The sequence below is a fragment of the Nocardiopsis alborubida genome, assembly GCF_012396365.1.
GTDB lineage: Bacteria > Actinomycetota > Actinomycetes > Streptosporangiales > Streptosporangiaceae > Nocardiopsis > Nocardiopsis alborubida.
On the sequence record NZ_JAAXPG010000005.1, the window covers coordinates 192,056 to 211,651 of the forward strand.

Here is a 19,596-nt window from a genome sequence, read left to right on the forward strand (position 1 = left end):
CCGAGGGGAGTGTGCGACGGGCCACCGGAGGGCCGCGTGTGGCGGAGGGGGCCCTCCACGCGGCCTCGGGTCAGCAGGTGCCGACGAGCCTCCAGACGCCCCACTCGCCGGTGGTGCCCGGCTCCTCGCCCTGGGTCCACCACTGGGCGCGGTACTCCGAGCCCCCGTGGGAGACCACGTCGCCGCCGGTGTAGACGCTGTCGGCCGTCCAGGCAGCGGCGGTGCAGTCGCCGGGCTGCTCGGTGGGCCCGTCGGTCGGCTCCTCGGTGGGCCCGCCGCCGTCGCCGGGGCCGCCGGCCAGGCGGGCCGAGACGGTCTCGGCGAAGGCGTAGCCGCTGGTGGCGTCCCAGTTGATGGACCAGGTCATCACGCCGCCGATGGGGCCGTACGGGGCGGCGGGGGAGAAGGAACCGCAGTTGGTCCCCGCCTCCAGGCAGTCCAGGGCGCGCACGACCTGGCCGGGCGCCATGTACCCGCCCCCGGCGGCGGACTGCACGGCGGGCAGCCCGAGGCCCACCTGGTCCGGGCTCAGGCCCATCTCCAGCTGGATGCAGGCCAGCGCGGCGACGAAGTCCGGGGTGCCCTGGTGGTACACCTGGCCGTCGCACCCCAGCATCGAGCCGGAGTTGTAGTACTGCATGTTGACGATGGTGAGGATGTCGGAGATGTTCGACGCGAGCTTGTAGTACTCCCGGTCGGGGCTCTGGAAGTCGATGGTCTGCGGCGCCATCGTGACGATCAGGTCCGCCCCGGCCCGGCCGCTCAGGTCGTGCAGGGCGTCGGACATGTACTGGGCGTTGATGCCGTGCTCCAGGTCGATGTCGACCCCGTCGAAGCCGTAGTCCTGCATCAGCTGGTACGTGGTGTCGGCGAAGTTGCGGGCCTGGGCGGTGTTGGTGACGTCCACGTGCCCGAGCTCGCCGCCCACGGAGATGATGACCTTGCGGCCCTCGGCCTGGATGGCCGCGATGTCGTCGCGGAACTGCTGGTCGGTGTAGCCGTCCAGCTCACCGCTGGCCAGGTTGAACGTGATCCCGCCGTCGAGGGTGGGGTGGTTGCCGGCGAAGGCGACGGCCACCAGGTTGTACTCGGAGGGGATCTCCGACAGCGGCATCACGGTGGAGCCGTTGTCGAAGTTGTGCCAGTACCCGGTGAGCCACTGGCCGGTCTGCCGGACCTGGGCGGAGTCGCTGTCGGACACGGTCTCGACCTCGGCGGGAGCGGGGGAGAGCTGGCTGAAACCGGCGAGGAGTCCGGCGGTCAGGAGGGCGAGGGCGCCGGTCAGCGCCGCCTTCGCGGCTCTGGGGGCTTTCCTGAGGCGGTGTTCGGGCATCGGGGGTTGCTCCTTTCGTCGAGCGGGGGAGACGAAGGGGCTCTGTGAGCCGCTAATTGTTAGGAAACTTTAAAGTTGTCCCGCGGCTGCGTCAACGAAAACGGTAAGGAAAGTTTGTAGTTTTTCTGTGGGCCTCAGTACCTTTCCTAAGCCTCAAAAACCCCTCCAGTACCAGGAGAGGCGACCGCCGCGCGTACCGTCGGCCACGCTCCGTGCACACCCGCCCGGGCGTTCGCGTCCCGCGGGCCCTGGTTCCCACGGATTCACACGGGGCGCGCGGAAGGGTCTCCGGAGGCCCCGGTTCCCACGCGGAGCGCGGCCCCGCAGCGAGCCTCTCCGGCCTCACGGCCCTGCGGACCGGCCCCGGACATCCGGGGCTCAGGAGCCGTGGGGGCCGCCCCTGCCCGTTCCGGGCCTCACGATCCGTACGGACCCGCGCCCGTGTCCCGGATGTCCAGGTCCCGGCTCATCTCCTGGAACACGGCGTGGTCGATGTCGCCCTCGCGGTACATCGACACCAGCGCGTCCCTGCGCGCCTGTGTGATCTGCGCGTGCACGGCCCTGCCGCTGTCCGCGCGCTCGCGCGCCCGACCGTCCCCGGCGTCCATCAGCCCCCGCACCTGCGAGACGCGCCGCGTGTACACCGCGCGCAGCGAGTCGGCGGTGCGGTCGTCCACCTCGCCCTCCCGCAGCAGCTCGTCCACCTTGCTCAGCGCCGCGCAGCTCATCTGCTCGTCCGCCCGCAGGAACTCCATCCGCCGCGCGCCCTCGCGTGCCATGCCCAGCTTGCGCAGCAGCAGCGGCAGCGTCATCCCCTGCCCCACCAGCGTCCCGAGCACCACGACCCCCGCCACGAAGACCAGCGCGCCCCGTTCGGTGAACGGCTCACCGCCCAGCGTCGCGGGCAGGGACAGGGCGATCGCCAGCGACACCGCCCCGCGCATCCCGCTCCACCCGATGACCAACCGCTCCCGCGGGTCGGCACCCTCCAGTTTCGAGAACGGCGGGATCCGGTGCAGCGGGATCACCACCAGCATCAGCCCCATGCGCAGGGCGACCGCCGTGGCCGTCGTCGCCAGCGCCACCCACACCAGGTCCAGGAAGGCGAACTGGTCCCGTACCGCCGTGACCACCGAGTCCAGCTGCAACCCCAGCACCACGAACAGCATCGACTCCAACAGCCCCACGAGGGCGCCCCAGATCGTCTGCCCGTTCACCCGCACCCGCGGCGGCAGCAGGCCCTCGCCGCGCGTGCCCAGGTAGAAACCGGCGACCACCGCCGCCAGCACCCCGGAGAACCCCGCCATCTCCGCCGGGATGTAGGCCGCGAACGGCGTGACCAGCACGACCATCAGCTGGAGGGACGGATCCCGCATGCGGGTCCGCGACCACGACACCGCCAGCGCCACCGCGGCGCCGTAGACCAGGCCGCCCGCCACGACCTTCACCAGCTCGACCAGGCCCTCCTGGGGCGTGAGCGGGTGCGCCATCGCGGTCACGGCCAGGCTGAACAGGGTCAGCGCCACGCCGTCGTTGATGAGGGACTCGCCCTCCAGCAGGGTCAGCACCCGGCGCGGGGTGCCCACCCGCTTGAGGATCGCCGACGCCGCCACGGCGTCGGTCGGCGCGACGGCGGCGCCCAGGGCGATCGCCGCGGGCCACCCCACCGACGGCATCAGCAGGTGGACGATCCCCGCCAGGCCGAACGCCGTCAGCAGCGTCACCCCCACCGCCATCACCACGATGGGGCGCGCCAGCTCGCGCATGTCCTTGGGAGAGGAGAAGAACGCGGCGTTGTAGATCAGCGGGGGCAGGAACACCAGCAGGATGACCTGCGGGGAGATCGACAGCGAGTGCAGCCAGGGCACGAGTCCCAGGCCCATGCCCAGCAGCACCAGCACGACCGCGCCCGGCACCCGCAGCCGCCCCGCCACGAGTCGGCCGCAGATCACCGCCACCACGATCACCAGCGTGGCGACCACGTACTCCTCGACGGACACCCCGCACCTCCCCGCCGACCCCCGGCGGCACCAGCATGGCGCCGCCGGGGCCCGCCGGTCGCACTGACGCGCCGGTCACCGGGGGACACGCCCACGGCGACCGGCGCGTGCAGGGTTGGCCGGAAACGTTCATCGGCCCAGCGCCGCCCGGCGTGATCTTGTACTTATGGCGCGTCTCGGACGCCCAACCTCGCTACAGGTACAAGATCATCACGAAGGAAGTCTCCTGGTTCACACCAGCGACGGTTCCGGCCATCCCGCTAACGCACGGCGACGAAGTCCTCCGGGTCGCGCGGCGGCCTCTCGCCCGGCGCCTCGGCCGCGTGACCCACGGCCACCGCGCCCATCGGCCGCCACTCCTCGGGCACCTCCAGCACCTCGCGCACCACGTCCGCGCAGAACATGGTCGAGGAGACCCAGGCCGACCCCAGCCCCTCCACGGCCAGCCCCACCAGCAGGTTCTGCACCCCGGCGCCCATCGCCACCAGGAACATCGACCGCTCGGCGTCGGCCCGGCGCGCGTCCGGGTAGGGGTGCGCGCCATCGGCCACCAGGAAGGGCACCACCAGGTACGGCGCGCCGCGCAGCACGTCGCCGCGCCGCGTGCGCCGGGCGATCTGCTCCTCGGTGAACCCGTCGCCGCGCAGGTCCGCCACCCACGCCGCGAGCATCGCGTCCAGCAGCCGCTTGCGCGTGTGCGCCGACTCCACCAGCACGAAGCGCCACGGCGTGGTGTGGTGCGGCGCGGGGGCCGTCACCGCCGCGGCCACCGCCCGGCGCACCGCCGCCGGGTCCACCGGCGCGTCGGTGAACGAGCGCACCGTCCGCCGGGCCGGGATCACGTCCCGCGACCCGTACCGGAACAGGTCGGCGTCGGCCGGGCGGACCAGCACCGCGGCTCCGGGGCCGTCCTCCTCGGTGACCAGGTCGCCCAGGCCGCTGACCACCGCGACCGGGACCCGGTTCGTCTTGCCCTTGACCAGCTCGCCCGCCCCGGCGATCTCGTCGGCCACCGCGTTGACGGTCGCCTCCATGAGGTTGCCGTGGGTGTCGGCGGTGCCGCGCAGGTCCTGCACGGCGGACAGCCCGGCGGCGCCGATGGCCACGTCGGTCTGCCCGATCCTCCACGGCCGCCCGAAGGTGTCGGAAACGATCACGCCGACGTTCACGCCGAGGCGCTCGCGCAGCCCGGCGCGCAGCGCGCGGGCGGAGGCGTCGGAGTCCTCGGGCAGAAGCAGCACGGTGCCGGGCTCGACGTTGGAGGCGTCCACCCCCGCGGCGGCCATGACCAGTCCCTGCCGGGTCTGCATGATCCCGGTCCTGCCCGCGCGGGCCACCACCCGGACGGTCTCGGAGGCGACCGCCTCCTCCCGGTCCATGCGGCGGGCGCGGCCCTCGGCCTTGCTGACGACCTTGGAGGTGACCACGAGGATGTCCCCGTCGGCCAGCGCGACCCCGGAGGCGGACACCGCCTCGGCGACCAGGGCCGACAGGTCGTCGCCCGACCGCACCTCGGGGATGCCGCCGAGCCCGCGCACGCGCAGTTCGGCGCTCACTCGCCGCCTCCCCGCCCGCGTGCCAGCTCCACGGCCAGGTCCACGGCCGCCCGCGCGATGGCCTCGGTGGCGGCGGGGTCGCTCATGTACAGGGGACGCGAGCGCACCTCGATCCCCTCCACCTCGGTGCCCGCGTCGGCCTCGTCCACCAGCCAGCCGTCCAGCAGGTCGGCGCCCAGGTGCGCGGCGACCGCGCCCGCGCTGGTCTCCACCCCGATCGCGGTCAGGCAGGCGTCGGCCATGCCGCGCACCGGCGCGCCGCCGATGATGGGGGAGACGCCCACCACGGTCTTGTCCACCATGGCCTCGCGGATTCCGGGGACGCCCAGGACGGAGCCCACGCTGACCACCGGGTTGGACGGGGGCAGGATCACGGCGTCGGCCCCGGCGATCGCCTCCAGCACGCCGGGCGCGGGCTTGGCGGTCTCGGCGCCGACGCTGACGATCTGTTCGGCGGGCAGCGCCGCGCGGTGCCGGATCCACCACTCCTGGAAGTGGATGGCCCGGCGTCCCTCCCCGTCGTCGACGACCACGTGCGTCTCGACCTGGTCGTCGGTCATCGGCAGCAGCCGCACGCCCGGCCGCCACCGGTCGCACAGCGCCTCGGTGACCGCCGAGAGGGGGAACCCGGCGGCGAGCATCTGCGCCCGCACGATGTGGGTGGCGGTGTCACGGTCGCCCAGACCGAACCAGGTGGGCTTCATCCCGTAGGCGGCGAGCTCCTCCTTGACGGTGAAGGACTCGTCGGTCCGGCCCCAGCCCTGCTCCTCGTTGATCCCCCCGCCGAGGGTGTACATCACCGTGTCCAGATCCGGACAGATCCTCAGCCCGAACAGGGTGATGTCGTCACCGGTGTTGCCGATGACGGTGATGCTGCTGTCTGTGGTGTGCTCTTCGGTGGCCGACGCCACGGTTCCGAGCGCGGCCCTGAGGCCGCGGAGGAACCGCGCGCCGCCGATACCGCCAGCCGGTACGACTATCCGCATGCGTCCAAGTCTGGCAGTCTGGAAGCGTGTATGGGTCGTCTGCCCCGCCGTGGGCACGATCCGTGCGTGACCGTTCCGGTATCGGAGGTCCGTGAACTCCGGGGCTGCGGTCGCCATCCCACTCTTCGGCCCCGCCCGGTGTCCCCACATCCATGCCCGGACGCGGCCGATCCACACGTGACAGCCCGACGCCGTTTCCATCGACCCGACGGCGAAGCAGCAGTAGATGGGGAACCTCTCTTGAAGAACGAAACGCTAGAACGCCTGCGCCTTCCGGGGGCCTGGGTCCTGATCGGGGCCGTGGGCGCGTTCATGCTCTCCGGCCTGATCAACCTGGCTGCCGGATCGAGCTACCCGAACTCCTTCGCCGGGACGATGACCTCGGCGGGCCCCAGCTTCTTCGGTCTCACCGTCGTGGTGCTGCTGGCCGCGGCGGTGGCCCTGGTGCTGACCGGCGAGCGTACGCGGTCCTCCGCCCAGCCGATCGTGCTCATCGCCATGGTCATGAGCGGTGTGGGGCTGCTGTTCGCCCTGATCAGCCTGATCACCGCCTTCGTCTGGGGGGCCGAGGTCGACAACATGGGTCTGGCCTTCGCGGACTTCGTGTCCACGCTCGGCTCCGGTGCGGTGCTCGGTCTCCTCGGCTTCGCGCTGCTCAAGGTCTTCAACGACCCCACTCTGGTCCCCAGGGCGGCGCCCCAGCAGAACGCCTACCCGCAGCAGTTCCCGCCCGCCACCGGCGCGCAGCAGTCCTTCGCCCAGCCGGTCTACCCGGGCCAGCCCGCCGACCCGACCCAGAGCGCCGCCCAGCAGTACGGCGTGGACCCGGCGCAGCAGCAGGCCTACGGTCAGCAGTACGGCGCGGACACCGCCCAGCAGCAGTACGGCACGGGCGCGCAGCAGGCGTACGGTCAGCAGTACGGGGTCGACCCGGCGCAGCAGCAGTACGGCACGGGCGCGCAGCAGGCCTACGGTCAGCAGTACGGGACCGACGCCTCCGGGCAGCAGCCCGTCCAGCAGGGTTACGAGCAGCAGGGCTACGACGCCGCCCAGCAGTACGGCGCGGACGCCTCGCAGCAGTACGGCGCCGACCCCGCCCAGCAGTACGGCGCGGACCCGGCGCAGCAGCAGGCCTACGGTCAGCAGTACGGAACCGACCCGGCCGTCCAGCAGTACGGGGTCGACCCGGCGCAGCAGCAGTACGGCACGGGCGCGCAGCAGGCCTACGGTCAGCAGTACGGCACCGACGCCTCCGGGCAGCAGGCCGCCTACGGCCAGCCTGGCGAGTACGCCTACGACCCGTCCCAGTACGCCCCGCAGGGCACCGAGCAGCAGCCCGCCTCCGGTGAGCAGGCCGCCCAGGACGCGATCCAGTACGGCTGGTACCAGGGCGCTGACCAGGGACAGCAGGCGCAGGACACCCCGGCCGACAGCAATCTTGATCCTTTCTTTAACTCCGGTGAGAACAACGGTAACCAGACGCCCGGACAGGGTGGGGGATCGTACGGAGGCCAGTACGGACCGGGCGCCGGATACGGCTCTGACCAGCAGGGACAGGGCGGCACCGGTGGCCAGCAGGGGTGGTACGGCGGCGAGGAGAAGCGCTGACCCGGCTCCGGAGGCCCGCGCTCCCCACCGCCTCGGAAGGTCGTGAATTGCGTGGTAATTCGCAGAACGGACATCACCGGACTGCCGCTGGCGGTTCGTTGCATGATATTCAGTGGATTACCACGCAGGGCGCTTGACTCTCAGCAAGCGACCCGCGTGTAATTTCAAGGTGGGATTCCACCCGGCCCGGGGGACGAAAAGGGCCGGGGACATCTATGGGGGGCAACAGGAGGTGCGCATGAGCGAGGTCATCCCGCTGGCGCACGGCTCAGACGAGGATCTGGGCTGGCAGGAACGTGCCCTGTGCGCGCAGACCGACCCGGAGGCGTTCTTCCCCGAGAAGGGCGGCTCGACGCGGGAAGCCAAGAAGGTCTGCCAGTCGTGCGAGGTACGTGCGGAGTGCCTGGAATACGCGCTGGAGCACGATGAGCGCTTCGGCATCTGGGGGGGACTCTCCGAACGCGAGCGCCGCAGGCTGAAGAAAGCCGCCGGGGGAGATTTCGATTTCCTGGCGGAGATGCTCTAGGGCCGCGTGCTGGGACGCGCGTCCGGGTCACGAGCCCGGGCGCGCGTTTCTCATATCCGCCCCCTTCCCAGGGGCGCGGCGATTGCGTCCGTGACGCGGCGGGAGGCGGTAATGCTCCGATATGGCGAATGACATTCGGACGTGTGTTCGGATTCGGTGTTGCCGCCGTGGGGGGAATGCTCCGATATGGCCGGGCCGCAGCGGCGTGTGACGAATAGGCCCGTAATGGTGCCGAGTGGCGTAGGGTGATGTCCCGCGCGGGCCGTGTCCGGCCCCGACGAGGTCATGAGGGCCGCGGCCGGCCGTGACGTCCCGCGCGCGGACCGCGTCCGGAGCGCGGTCGCGCCCGTCGGTCCGGCCCGGCCGGACCCGCGGACCCGATCGGGGCCGCGCCCCCTCCCGGAGAGAACCCACCACAGCCGTGCCTGACCAGGATTTCGCCCGACACGTCGTCACCGCGGTCATCGTGTCCCACGACGGCGCCCGCTGGCTGCCCGAGACGATGCAGGCGCTGCGCGACCAGTCCTGGCCCGTGCAGCGGGCCGTCGCCGCCGACACCGGCAGCGCCGACGACAGCGCCGACGTCCTGGCCCGGTTCCTGCCCGCCGACGCCGTCGTGGGCCTGCCCGCCAGCACAGGGTACGGCGACGCCGTCCGTGCCGCCCTGGAACTGCCGCGCTCCACCAGCGCCGTACGCGGCTTCGACGAGGACGCCACCGAGTGGATCTGGCTGATCCACGACGACCTCACCCCGGACCGGGACGCCCTCGCCCACCTGCTGGACGCCGCCGACCAGGACCCCCGCGCCGCCGTCCTGGGCCCCAAGCTGCGCGACTGGTTCGACCGCCGTCTCCTGGTGGAGGCGGGCGTGACCATCGACGGCGCCGGCCGCCGCGAGACCGGGCTGGAACAGCGCGAGTTCGACCACGGCCAGCACGACGGCACGCGCCAGGTCCTCGCGGTCTCCAGCGCGGGCATGCTCGTCCGCCGCGACGTGTGGGACCGCCTCGGCGGCTTCGACCCCTCCCTGCCGCTGTTCCGTGACGACATCGACTTCTGCTGGCGGGTGGGCGGTGCCGGGCTGCGCGCCCTGCTCGTCACCGACGCGGTCGCCTACCACGCCGAGGCCTCCGCCCGGCGCCGCCGCCCCATCTCCGCCACCCGCAACCATCCGCGCCGGGTGGACCGCCGCCACGCCGTCTTCGTGCTGCTGGCCAACCTGCCCCCGGGCGGGATGGTGGCAGCGCTGCTGCGCAACTCCGTGGCCTCGCTGCTGCGCGTGGTGGGGTACCTGCTCATCAAGCAGCCCGCCAACGCCCTGGACGAGGCCGCCGCGATCACCCTGGTCTACATGCGGCCGCTCCGGCTGGTGCGCGCCCGCTTCCAGCGCCGCCGCGACCGCCGCCGCACCTACAGCGCCATCCGGCCCTTCCTCGCGCGCGGCGTGGCCATGCGCCAGGTGCACGACGTGGTCACCGGAATCCTGTCCGGCGAGCCCGTGCGCAACACCCCCGGCCGCCACCAGGCCGTCACCGCGCCACCCGTCGCCGAGGAAGAGGACGAGGTTCCCACCGACACCGCCGGCTTCGTGCGCAGCGTGCTCCTGCGCCCCGGGGTTCTGCTGGTCCTCGCCCTGACCGCGGTCGCCCTCGTCGCCGAGCGCTCCCTGCTCCTGGGCGACCTCCTCGCGGGCGGCGCCCTGCCCCCGGTCGCGGGTGGCGCGGGCGACCTGTGGAACCTCTACCTCTCCGGAAGTCCCGACAGCGGACTCGGCGTGAACGACCCGGTCCCGCCCTATGTCGGCCTGCTCGCCCTGCTGTCCACGCTCACCCTGGGCAAGCCCTGGCTGGCCGTCACGATCGTCCTGCTGGGCTGCGTACCCCTGTCCGGGCTGACCGCCTACCTGCTCGCCCGCGAGGTGCTGGGCTTCGGCCCCGCCCGCCTGTGGATGGCCGCGGCCTACGCGCTGCTGCCGGCGGCCACCGGCGCGGTAGCCCAGGGCCGCCTGGGCACCGCCCTGGTCCACGTCCTGCTGCCGGTGCTGGGACTGCTGCTGGTGCGGCTGGTGTCGATGCCGCCCAAGCCCTCGCGCCGCGCGGCCTGGGGGGTGGGCCTGGTCCTGACGGTCGCCACCGCGTCCGTCCCGATGGTGTGGCTGTTGTCACTGGTCACGGGCCTGCTGGTGGCCGTCGCCTTCGGCCACCTGGGCCGCCGGATCTACGTCAGCGTCGCGCTGGGGCTGTCCGTCCCGCTCGTGCTGCTGATGCCGTGGACGCTCGAACTGCTCCTGCACCCCAGCCTGTGGCTGCTGGAGGCCGGGCTGCACCGCCCCGAGCTGTCGGCGCCGGGCGCCACCCCGCAGGAGCTGCTCATGCTCTCGCCGGGCGGCCCCGGGACGCCGCCGTTCTGGGTCACGGCCGGGTTCGCCGTGGCCGCGCTGTGCTCCCTGCTGCTGCTCCGCAACCGGATGCTGGCCGCGGCGGGGTGGTCGCTCGCCCTGTTCGGGATCCTCGTGGCCATCCTGATCAGCCGGGTGGTCGTCGAGCCCTACTACGGCGGCCCCCCGGCGCCGGTCTGGCCCGGGGTGGCCCTGACCTTCGCCGCCACGGCGGTGCTGCTGTCGGCGGCGACCGCCGCGCGCTCCTTCGGTGACATGGTGCGCCTGGGCGGGCCGCGGCGGGTCTTCGCGCTCGCCGTGGGACTGCTCGCCCTGGCGACCCCCGTCTGCGCCGCGGGCGTGTGGATGTGGGAGGGCGCGGGGGGACCGGTCACCGCGCGCGCCGACCCCGTCGTTCCCGGCGTGCTGGTCGGGGGCGGTGACTCCGACGACGGGGCGGGGGCCCGGCCGCGCACCCTCGTCGTCACCTCCGACGGAGGGGGCGGCGTGGACTACCTGGTCGTGCGCGGGCGCGAGCCGCGTCTGGGTGAGGAGCAGCTCGTGCCCGAGAGCGGGGTCCGCGAGGCGATGGACCGTGCGGTGGCCGAACTCGCCGTGGGCCAGGGCGGCGGCCAGATGTACACCCTGGCCGACTTCGGCATCCAGTACGTGCTCTACCCGCGCCCGGAGATCAGCGGACCCGCCGACGTCACTATGGTCGACACCCTGGACGGCACACCGGGACTGGAGCGCCAGTCGCTGTCGCAGCACTACGCGCTCTGGCGGCTGGCCGTCCCCACCGGCGCGCTGCGGGTGGTCTCCGAGGACGGCGTCGACGCCGAGGTCCTCGCGGTTCGGGGGGCCTCGGACGAGGTGAGCGCCCCGGTCCCGCGGGGCAGCACGGGGCGGCGGCTCGCTCTGGCGGAGGCCGCCGACAGCGGCTGGCGCGCCAGCCTGGACGGCGTCGAACTGGACCCCGTCCCCACCCGGAGCGGAACCCAGTCCTGGGCGCTGCCCGTGGAGGGCGGCGAGCTGCGCGTCTGGCACACCGACTACGTCCGCGCGGCCTGGCTGCTCACGCAGGGACTCCTGCTCACGGTGGTCGCGGTCCTCGCCGCACCGGGTGTGCGGACCGAGGAGGACGTCCGGCTGATCGAGGCCACGCCCACGCCCCGTCCGCGGCGGCCGGAGCGGCTGCGGCGTTCGGGGAGGTCGCGCGGGTCCTCGCGTCGGGGCTCACGCGCCAGGTCCGGCCGCTCCGGAGCCGACGGTGAGGGCTCCGGCGTGCGCGCGGGCGGGGACGCCGAACCGGACGCGCCGGAGGGCGGCCCGGCCGCTCCCCCGGCTCCCGGGGAGGACACCGGCGCCCTGCCCGCGGTCCGGGGCAGGGGTCGTCGCCGGGGCACCCGCGGCGTGCGCAGGGGGGAGCAGCGCGGTGGTCGGTGACCGGGGGAGGCGGACGCGTCCGGGGAACCCTGACGTCGGCGGGCGGATGGCGCACCCGGGACCGAGGGTGTGCCCGGTGGAGGCGCCGCGCCAGGGAGCAGCAGACGAGGAGACCGGGACGGCCGGGCCGACCGGGCCCGCCGGACGTCCGGCACCGAGCGGGAGGACCAGGCCGTGCGACTGATCGTGGAGAACCGGTTCGCTCTGTTCGGGCTGGTCGCGCTGGCCCTGGCCGCGCTGTTCGGCGTCGCGTTCGCGACCGGGCCGATCACCGCCGAACTGGGCGTCACCGCACCCGGGACCGTGCGGCCCGACCACACGGTGCGGGTGTGCCCCGCCCCGCACGAGGAGGGGGAGAGTTCCGTGGGCGCGTTCGCTCCGAGGGTGAGCCGCGACGACGAGGGCGAACTGTGGGCCGAGTCGGTTCCCGAGGCTCCTGAGGAGGACGGGGACGACAGTGACACCGAGGGCGGTAGTGACGGCGAGAACAGCAGTGACGGCGGGAACGGTGGGAGCGGCGATGGCACCGGGAACGGTGAGGGCAGCGCAACCGACGGGAACGGCGAAAACGCGGGGAGCGCGGACGGCACCCGGGGCGACACGGTCGGCGAGGAGCTGACCGAACCCGGCCGCGTGTGGAACACCGACACCTCCGGGATCGACGCCCCCACCGCCGTCCGCGCCGAGGGGGCCCTGGCCTCGGGCCTCGACGCCGCCCAGACCACCCTCTCCGACGGATCGGCCACCGAGGTCCGCTGCCCCGAACCCTCCGTGGGGGCCTGGTTCGCCCTCCCCGGCGGTGACGACACCGAGGGCATGCGACTTGACGCGCTCACCGTCCACCTGGCCAACCCCGAGGGCTCCCGGGCCACGGTGAGCGTGGACGTCTACACCGAGGGCGGGCCCTCCTACTCCGAGGAGAGCAGGGGCATCGCCCTGCCCGCCGGGGCGTCGACCGAACTGGACCTGACCGAGCTGGTCGGTGGCACCAGCGCCGTCGGCGTCCACGTGCGCACCAGCACGGGACGGGTGGCGGCCTCCCTGCTCGCCGAGCACTCCTCCGGTACCGCCGACTGGGTTCCGCCCACGGCCGCGCCCGCGCGGGAGCACGTGATCCCCGGTGTTCCCGGCGGCGAGGGCCGCCGGCGCCTGCACGTGGCCGCGCCGGGTGACGAGCCCGTCCAGGTGCGCGTGCACACCGTCACCCCGGCCCCGGAGGGTGAGGCGGACGAGGCGGAGGAGGAAGACGGGCAGGGCGAGGAGAGACAGGGCACCGGGACCGCCGACGACCCGCTGACCTTCAGCGTGCCCCCGGCGGCCTCCGCCTGGCTCAGCCTGGAGACCGTCCTGGCCGGGGAGCCCGGCGCGGTCGTGGTGGAGGCGGACGCGCCCGTGGTCGCCGGTGTCGCCGCGGAGGCGGTCACCGGCGAGGGGGACGACGTGGAGGTGGTCGAGGCCGCCTACACCTCCGCCGTGCCGCCGCTCGGCTTCCCGCTGGACACCACCGCGGTCCTGCCCGACGTCCCCGAGGGCGCCGACAGCGAGCTGCTCCTGACCGCGGTCGGGGGAGACGCCACGCTCATGGCCACCCCGATCGGAGCCGACGCGACCCAGGGGGACGCCGTGCGCGTGCAGGTCGCAGCCGGGACCACCACCGCGTTCGGCGGGGACGACGGCTGGCAGGCGCCTCCGGGCACCCGGCCCGAGGACGGCTACGCGGTCCGCCTGGAGGTCCTGGACGGCTCCGAGCCCGTCCACGTCGCCCGCGTGCTGCGCGGCGGCGGAGACGGTCTGGGCGTGCTGCCGGTGACTCCCGCGCCGGTGCGGATCGAACTCCCGGTGGTGCGCGACAGCATGGTGGGAGTGGTCCCCTAGCGCGGTGACCGGAAAGGTTCACCGGGGCGTGCATACCGAGGATGATCTTGCTTCCAGAGGCACTGTCGACGGTCCACAGTGGCACCAGTAGCAAGATCACCGGGGAGGAGGGTCCCCGGCGCCACACCGGCGACATTTTCGGCCAGCCCACTAGGCGCGCGGGCCGGGACTGCCGCCGGTGTGACGCACGGGGCTTTGACCTGCGCTGATCCTGTACCCGTGGTGCGGTCAGGTGTTCGGACCCGGCCACAGGCACAAGACCACGGCGCGGAGGGGGTCAGCGCCCCTGGGCAGCGTTGACGGACCCCGGACGAAGGCGGTCAGCCCTCGGGGTCCACCGACTCCGGTTCCACGCCGAGCAGGTTGGCGACCTCCTCGACGACCGTCTCGTGGACGAGGAGGGCCATCTCCTCCGGATCCTTCGTCCGGATCTCCACCGGACGCCGGTACACCACGATCCGGGCCCGGCCGGAGGGATCTGTCTCCAGGCGGGAGAACGGGATCGCCTCGGTCAGGGGGCCGTGGGGCGGAACCGGGGGGACGTCCTCCACGAGGAAGTCGACATTGGCCAGCTCGCGTGCCCACAGGCGTTCGAGGCGTTCGACGGCGTCCAGGACAAGATCGTCGAAGGCCTGCGCTCGGCTCCGGAAAACCGGCAGGTCAGAGGGCACGAGAGGACCGCGGATGCCTCGGCCTCGGCGGTCCCGGCGCCGCACTCGGTCTGGTTGGCCACTGGAAAGGCGCACTCGTCGCACACTTCGAGACTAAGCCATCACGGGCCCCGCGCGTAGTCCCTGCCGCGGCGAAAGCGCTCACGCACCCGAGGAGCGGGCCGCCGGACGGTGGCGGGGGACGGGCCGGAGGCGGTGCGCCGACCCCCGGGAGGCGGCCGGAGGGCGGCGCGCGGAGGCCGCGGACGAGCGCGAACGGACCAGCTCATGGAACGATGCTGGCGTGTCCCTCAGTAAAGGCATACAGTCGAACGCTGTGAGCCCTGTTCGACGCTGCTCCCGTACCGCTTGCCGACAGCCTGCCGTCTTCACGCTCACGTACGTCTACGCCGACTCGACGGCCGTCCTCGGCCCGCTCGCCGCCTACGTGGAACCGCACTGCTACGACCTCTGCGCCGTGCACGCCGACCGGCTGACGGCACCGCGCGGCTGGGAGGTCGTCCGGCTCCCGGTCGAGACGTCGGGCGGCGGCCCGGGCAGCGACGACCTGGAGGCCCTCGCCGACGCCGTACGTGAGGCGGCCCGCCCGCCTGCCCGCAAGGACCCCTCCGCCGAGATCGGCGAGGGGACCGAGACGCTGCGCCGGGGGCACCTGCGCGTGGTCAGATCCGATCCGGGGCGCGGCGAACAGCAGCCCCCCCGGCACTCCGGCGGGTAGACGGACCCGCCCGGCCCCGCCGCGGCGGAGAGGGGGCCCGGGGCCGAACCGGCGGCGGTGCGGGGGTTCGCGTGGGCGCCTTGCTAGTTTTGTACCGCGCGCGGCCCGGCCGCGCGGGACCGAACCCAAGCAGGACCGACCTGGCCGGAGAAGACGTGGCTGACCTCGCAAGCATCTTCAAGGCATACGACGTGCGGGGCGTGATCCCCGACACCTTCAACGCCGACATCGCCCGGGCGATCGGCGCCGCCTTCGCCCGTGTGGTCGGCGGGGAGGCCGTCGTGGTCGCCCACGACATGCGCCCGTCCTCGCCCGACCTGGCCGCAGCCTTCGCCGACGGCGTCACCGGCCAGGGCCTGGACGTGGTGTTCGCCGGCCTGGGCTCCACCGACCTGCTCTACTACGGCTCGGGACAGCTGGACCTGCCCGGCGCCATGTTCACCGCCAGCCACAACCCCGCCGAGTACAACGGCATCAAGATGTGCCGGGCCGGGGCCGCGCCCATCAGCGGCGAGACGGGTCTGGACGAGATCCGCGGCCTGGCCGAGGAGATTCTGGCCGGGAAGGAGCCCGCCCACGACGGTCCCACCGGGACGGTCACGCACCGCGACCTGCTGGCGGGGTACGCGGACTACCTGCGCGAACTGGTCGACCTCTCGGGCATCCGGCCGCTCAGAGTGGCGGTGGACGCGGGCAACGGCATGGGCGGCCACACCGTTCCCGCCGTCCTGGAGGGTCTGCCGCTGGAGGTCGTCCCCCTCTACTTCGAGCTGGACGGCACCTTCCCCAACCACCCGGCCAACCCCCTGGACCCCGACAACCTGGTGGACCTCCAGGCGAAGGTCCGCGAGACCGGCGCCGACATCGGCCTGGCCTTCGACGGCGACGCCGACCGCTGCTTCGTCGTGGACGAGAACGGCGACGCCGTGCCGCCCTCGGCCGTCACCGCTCTGGTGGCCGCCCAGGAGCTGGAGCGCGAGCCGGGCGCCACGGTCATCCACAACCTCATCACCTCCAAGGCCGTCCCCGAGATCGTCCGCGAGAAGGGCGGCGAGCCCGTCCGCACCCGGGTCGGGCACTCCTTCATCAAGGCGACCATGGCCGAGACGGGCGCGATCTTCGGAGGGGAGCACTCCGCCCACTACTACTTCCGCGACTTCTGGCGCGCCGACACCGGTATGCTCGCCGCGATGCACGTCCTACGGGTGCTGGGCAACGACGACCGCCCCCTCTCCCGGATCGCCGAGGCCTACTCGCGCTACGCCGGGTCCGGCGAGGTCAACTCCAAGGTCGCCGACGCCCCCGGGCGGATGGCCGCGGTACGCGAGGCCTTCGCCGGGCGGGACGGCGTCACCGTCGACGAACTCGACGGCCTGACCGTCTCCCTCCCCGACGGATCGTGGTTCAACGTGCGCGCCTCCAACACCGAGCCGCTCCTGCGGCTCAACGTCGAGGCCCCCGACGAGGCGTCCATGGCCGGTCTGCGCGACGAGGTCCTGGCCATCGTCCGCGCCTGACCAGGCATCATTGGGGGCAGAGGGACACCCCATCGCAGAGGAACGAGGACATGAGCACGAAGATCGACGGCTGGCTGCTGGAGATCCTGGCCTGCCCGCAGAGCCAGGCCCCGCTGCGCCACGACCCCGAGACCGACGAGCTGGTCTGCGACGAGAGCGGCCTGGCCTACCCCATCCGGGACGGCATCCCGGTCCTGCTGGTCGACGAGGCGCGAAAAATCGGGTGAGACCGGGAACGCCCCGGGCGTTCCAGCAGTCATAACGGTTGCGCCGGGGTAACGGGGCACGACGGGACGCACCACCGCGTTCCCCGCAACCCGTACCCTGGTGCTGCGCGCCCTCTCACCCCTATCTCCCGGAGGACACCGATGCCCGGTCCCGAATCGCTACTGCCGAGCGACCCCTCCTCGTTCGGCGAGTACAGCGTGACAGGACGGCTGGGCAAGGGCGGCCAGGGGATCGTCTACCTCGCCGAGGACGCCGGCGGCGAGCAGTACGCGGTCAAGGTCCTCAACGACCAGTGGTCGCGCGACAGCGACCTGCGCAAGCGGTTCGAGAAGGAGGTCCGGGCGGCACAGAAGGTCGCCTCCTTCTGCACCGCCGCGATCATCGACGCCCAGCTCGACGGCGACCCGCCCTACGTGGTCAGCGAGTTCGTGCCGGGCAAGGACCTCCAGGAGACCATCGCCAAGGGCGCCACCCAGAAGGGCTCCACCCTCCAGCGGCTCGCCATCACCACCGCCACCGCCCTGGTCGCCATCCACAAGGCGGGTATCGTCCACCGCGACTTCAAGCCCGGCAACGTGCTGCTGGGCCCGGACGGCCCCCGCGTCATCGACTTCGGCATCGCCCGGATCGACGACGGCACGGCCACCATGACCAACTCGATCGTCGGCACGCCCTCCTACATGGCGCCCGAGCAGATCGAGGGCCGCGGCATCACCGACAAGTGCGACATCTTCGCCTGGGGCTGCGTCATCGCCTTCGCCTCCACCGGGCGGGCGCCGTTCGGCTCCGACACCGTTCCGGCGGTCGTCCACCGCGTGGTCAGCGCGCCCCCGGACCTGACCGACATGGACGAGGCCCTGCGCCCGATCGTCGAGTCCTGCCTGGACAAGAACCCGGACAACCGGCCCAACGCCCAGACGCTCCTCATGCGCCTGCTGGGCCACGACGGACCCGAGGCCTCCGCTCCGTCCACCGACGACGTCGTCAAGCAGGGCGAGAAGATCGCCCAGACCGGCCTGTTCACCGGCGCCCAGATGCCCTACCGGCCGCACACCGGGCCGCAGCAGCCGCACACGGGTCCCCAGCAGCCGCACAGCGGTCCGCAGGCGGGTGCCGCCGCCGGGTACATGCAGCCCGGCACCTCCAACCCCCGCCCGGGCATGCCGGGGCACCCGATGGGCTCCGACCCCCGCCACGGCTTCGCCCACCCCGGCACCTCCAACCCCAGGCCCGGCGTCCCCGGCCACCCGGGGACGTCCAACCCCCGTCCGGGCGCCCCCGCCTACCCGCCCCCGCCGCCCGGCATGCCCCACGGCCTGCACGGCGCCGGCAACCCCATGGCCACGGGCATGAACCCCAACCAGACCTACGCCCGCCCCGGGGCGCAGCAGCCCATGCCGCGCCCCGTCGAGCAGAACTCGGTGCTCCAGCAGAGCTGGGTGATCCCGGCGGTGCTCATCACCATCGTGATCCTGCTGCTCGTGCTGCTCCTGATCGCCGTCAGCGGAGGCTGACCGCTCAGACCCGGGTGAGCTCGTTCATGGCCCGGGACACGGCCTCGTCCACGAGGTCGCGCACCTGGGGCCAGCGGTCGTCCACGCAGTCCGTGGGCATCACGGTCACGCTGTCGGTGCCGGACATGCCCAGCGCGTCGCGCGCACCCTCCGCGGTGGTCAGACGCGCGTCCGCGGTGACCGCGAGCACCCCCGTCCGGGGGCGGCCCACCTCCTGGACCACCACGAACAGCGACAGGGAAGCGCCGCCCACCGCCAGCTCCAGCGCCGTCCACCAGTGCGCGGCCCCCGGGGTGAGCAGGTTGCGGGCCACGACCTCCGAGGCGGTCCCGGGCTCGGAGTCGTCCGACCCGCCCGAGTACACCGACGTGCGCGCCGCGGGGTCCAGCGCCCGCAGGATCATGGCCAGCGACTCCCGGCGCGAGCGCACGTAGTCCAGGACGCGGCGGCGCGTCACCGCCGCCAGCGGCGACACGGGGGAGCGGGGTTCGGGGACGTGCTCGGGGGTCCAGCTCAGTTCGCCGAGCAGGGTGCCGGTCACCAGGCGCGCGAAGTGGCGGACCATCCCGGCCAGGCGCTCGTCGGCGTCGCGCCCGCTCCACGGCGGCGCCAGGGGGTCGGGCAGCAGCGGCGGGAAGTCCGCCCGCCGCAGCACCAGGGACGCCAGCAGCCACGGCAGTGCCCACGCGTGCGTGCCCTCGGGGTGTTCGGGGTCCAGTTCGGCCAGCACCGCCACGCACTCGGCGTAGGTGTGCGCGGCGCGCACCACCGGGTGGGCGGGCACCGAGGCGGCCCGCGCCAGCCGCAGCGCCTGCTCGGAGTCCACGGGGCGCCGGGGGGAGCGCGCGGGACAGTCCTCGGGCAGGTTCCTGGTGCGCTCGGCCAGCTCCGAGACGAACGCGGCGGTGAACTGCCGCCCGGAGGCCCCGTCCGCCGCGGCGGACACCACCAGCTCCTCCAGGGCGGGTCCGCCGCCCAGCGCCCGCACACGGCGGCCGGTCAGCTCGCGCCGCGCCGCGGCCCGCGCCTCCCGGGGCTGGCTCTGCCGGTGCTGGGCCCAGATGGCCCGCAGCCGGTCGACGTCCATGAGGTCCTCGCGTACCAGGGCCGGAATCCGGTCCAGGTCCGCACCGCAACGTAGGGTATCCACGTGTCTTCCGTAGCCAGTGGGCAGTTGGCCAAAACCTGTCACGGGCTCCGACCTGTGGCCGCTACCGGACGCGTCGGCGTGTAAACCGGGG

At 73.3% G+C, this 19,596-nt stretch carries 14 protein-coding genes; 8 read left to right on the forward strand and 6 right to left on the reverse strand.

All coding sequences use genetic code 11. The features are described 5' to 3' along the window. Positions 1 to 70 precede the first annotated feature (70 nt). The 4 genes from HGB44_RS07355 to cofD all read right to left on the reverse strand — a co-directional run bounded on the left by HGB44_RS07355 (position 71) and on the right by cofD (position 5,875). Positions 71 to 1,333, reverse strand: coding sequence for a glycosyl hydrolase family 18 protein (locus tag HGB44_RS07355; RefSeq protein WP_061080413.1), 1,263 nt, complete (start codon positions 1,331 to 1,333; stop codon positions 71 to 73). 416 nt (positions 1,334 to 1,749) lie between these two features. After that, on the reverse strand, positions 1,750 to 3,333 hold the full coding sequence (locus HGB44_RS07360) for a Na+/H+ antiporter (RefSeq protein WP_061080412.1): 1,584 nt from the start codon (positions 3,331 to 3,333) through the stop codon (positions 1,750 to 1,752). A gap of 260 nt (positions 3,334 to 3,593) precedes the next feature. After that, entirely contained in the window at positions 3,594 to 4,889 is a 1,296-nt protein-coding gene (locus HGB44_RS07365) for a coenzyme F420-0:L-glutamate ligase (protein WP_061080411.1), read from the reverse strand. Further along, the gene (gene cofD / locus HGB44_RS07370) at positions 4,886 to 5,875 is read right to left on the reverse strand and encodes a 2-phospho-L-lactate transferase (protein ID WP_061080410.1); all 990 of its coding nucleotides are present in this window, start codon (positions 5,873 to 5,875) and stop codon (positions 4,886 to 4,888) included. The genes HGB44_RS07365 and cofD overlap by 4 nt, the downstream gene beginning before the upstream one ends. Positions 5,876 to 6,115: 240 nt before the next feature. Between cofD and HGB44_RS07375 the strand changes: the two genes are divergently transcribed. The 4 genes from HGB44_RS07375 to HGB44_RS07390 all read left to right on the forward strand — a co-directional run bounded on the left by HGB44_RS07375 (position 6,116) and on the right by HGB44_RS07390 (position 13,707). Continuing rightward, on the forward strand, positions 6,116 to 7,483 hold the full coding sequence (locus HGB44_RS07375; protein ID WP_061080409.1) for a hypothetical protein: 1,368 nt from the start codon (positions 6,116 to 6,118) through the stop codon (positions 7,481 to 7,483). A 238-nt stretch (positions 7,484 to 7,721) separates the two neighbouring features. Then, on the forward strand, positions 7,722 to 8,009 hold the full coding sequence (locus HGB44_RS07380) for a WhiB family transcriptional regulator (RefSeq protein WP_013154770.1): 288 nt from the start codon (positions 7,722 to 7,724) through the stop codon (positions 8,007 to 8,009). Positions 8,010 to 8,430: 421 nt separating this feature from the next. Continuing rightward, the gene (locus HGB44_RS07385) at positions 8,431 to 11,832 is read left to right on the forward strand and encodes a glycosyltransferase family 2 protein (RefSeq protein WP_061080408.1); all 3,402 of its coding nucleotides are present in this window, start codon (positions 8,431 to 8,433) and stop codon (positions 11,830 to 11,832) included. Between the two features lie 174 nt (positions 11,833 to 12,006). Further along, positions 12,007 to 13,707, forward strand: a complete 1,701-nt coding sequence (locus HGB44_RS07390; RefSeq protein ID WP_061080407.1) for a DUF5719 family protein — start codon at positions 12,007 to 12,009, stop codon at positions 13,705 to 13,707. A gap of 320 nt (positions 13,708 to 14,027) precedes the next feature. On the opposite strand, the gene HGB44_RS07395 is transcribed toward HGB44_RS07390, so the two are convergent. Next, on the reverse strand, positions 14,028 to 14,423 hold the full coding sequence (locus HGB44_RS07395; RefSeq protein ID WP_026114679.1) for a metallopeptidase family protein: 396 nt from the start codon (positions 14,421 to 14,423) through the stop codon (positions 14,028 to 14,030). A 271-nt stretch (positions 14,424 to 14,694) separates the two neighbouring features. On the opposite strand from HGB44_RS07395, the gene HGB44_RS07400 reads away from it, so the two are divergent. From HGB44_RS07400 to HGB44_RS07415, 4 genes are all read left to right on the forward strand, one after another. Then, positions 14,695 to 15,096, forward strand: coding sequence for a DUF3499 domain-containing protein (locus HGB44_RS07400; RefSeq protein WP_061080406.1), 402 nt, complete (start codon positions 14,695 to 14,697; stop codon positions 15,094 to 15,096). 155 nt (positions 15,097 to 15,251) lie between these two features. Continuing rightward, the gene (locus HGB44_RS07405) at positions 15,252 to 16,613 is read left to right on the forward strand and encodes a phosphomannomutase/phosphoglucomutase (protein ID WP_061080405.1); all 1,362 of its coding nucleotides are present in this window, start codon (positions 15,252 to 15,254) and stop codon (positions 16,611 to 16,613) included. A gap of 50 nt (positions 16,614 to 16,663) precedes the next feature. Further along, positions 16,664 to 16,840: a Trm112 family protein gene (locus tag HGB44_RS07410; protein ID WP_013154764.1), complete on the forward strand. Its 177-nt coding sequence runs from the start codon at positions 16,664 to 16,666 to the stop codon at positions 16,838 to 16,840. A gap of 141 nt (positions 16,841 to 16,981) precedes the next feature. Next, a complete protein-coding gene (locus HGB44_RS07415; protein ID WP_061080404.1) occupies positions 16,982 to 18,355 on the forward strand; it encodes a protein kinase domain-containing protein in 1,374 nt (457 codons plus the stop codon). Positions 18,356 to 18,359: 4 nt separating this feature from the next. Here the strand turns inward: HGB44_RS07415 and HGB44_RS07420 are convergent, their stop codons facing one another. Then, a complete protein-coding gene (locus HGB44_RS07420) occupies positions 18,360 to 19,505 on the reverse strand; it encodes a hypothetical protein (protein WP_061080403.1) in 1,146 nt (381 codons plus the stop codon). Between the last annotated feature and the right edge of the window lie 91 nt (positions 19,506 to 19,596).

Bases quoted from the DNA above. Each gene is read 5' to 3' on its own strand.
- HGB44_RS07355 (WP_061080413.1), bottom strand. From the start codon at position 1,333: ATGCCCGAACACCGCCTCAGGAAAGCCCCCAGAGCCGCGAAGGCGGCG.
- cofD (WP_061080410.1), bottom strand. From the start codon at position 5,875: ATGCGGATAGTCGTACCGGCTGGCGGTATCGGCGGCGCGCGGTTCCTC.
- HGB44_RS07380 (WP_013154770.1), top strand. From the start codon at position 7,722: ATGAGCGAGGTCATCCCGCTGGCGCACGGCTCAGACGAGGATCTGGGC.
- HGB44_RS07410 (WP_013154764.1), top strand. From the start codon at position 16,664: ATGAGCACGAAGATCGACGGCTGGCTGCTGGAGATCCTGGCCTGCCCG.
- HGB44_RS07415 (WP_061080404.1), top strand. From the start codon at position 16,982: ATGCCCGGTCCCGAATCGCTACTGCCGAGCGACCCCTCCTCGTTCGGC.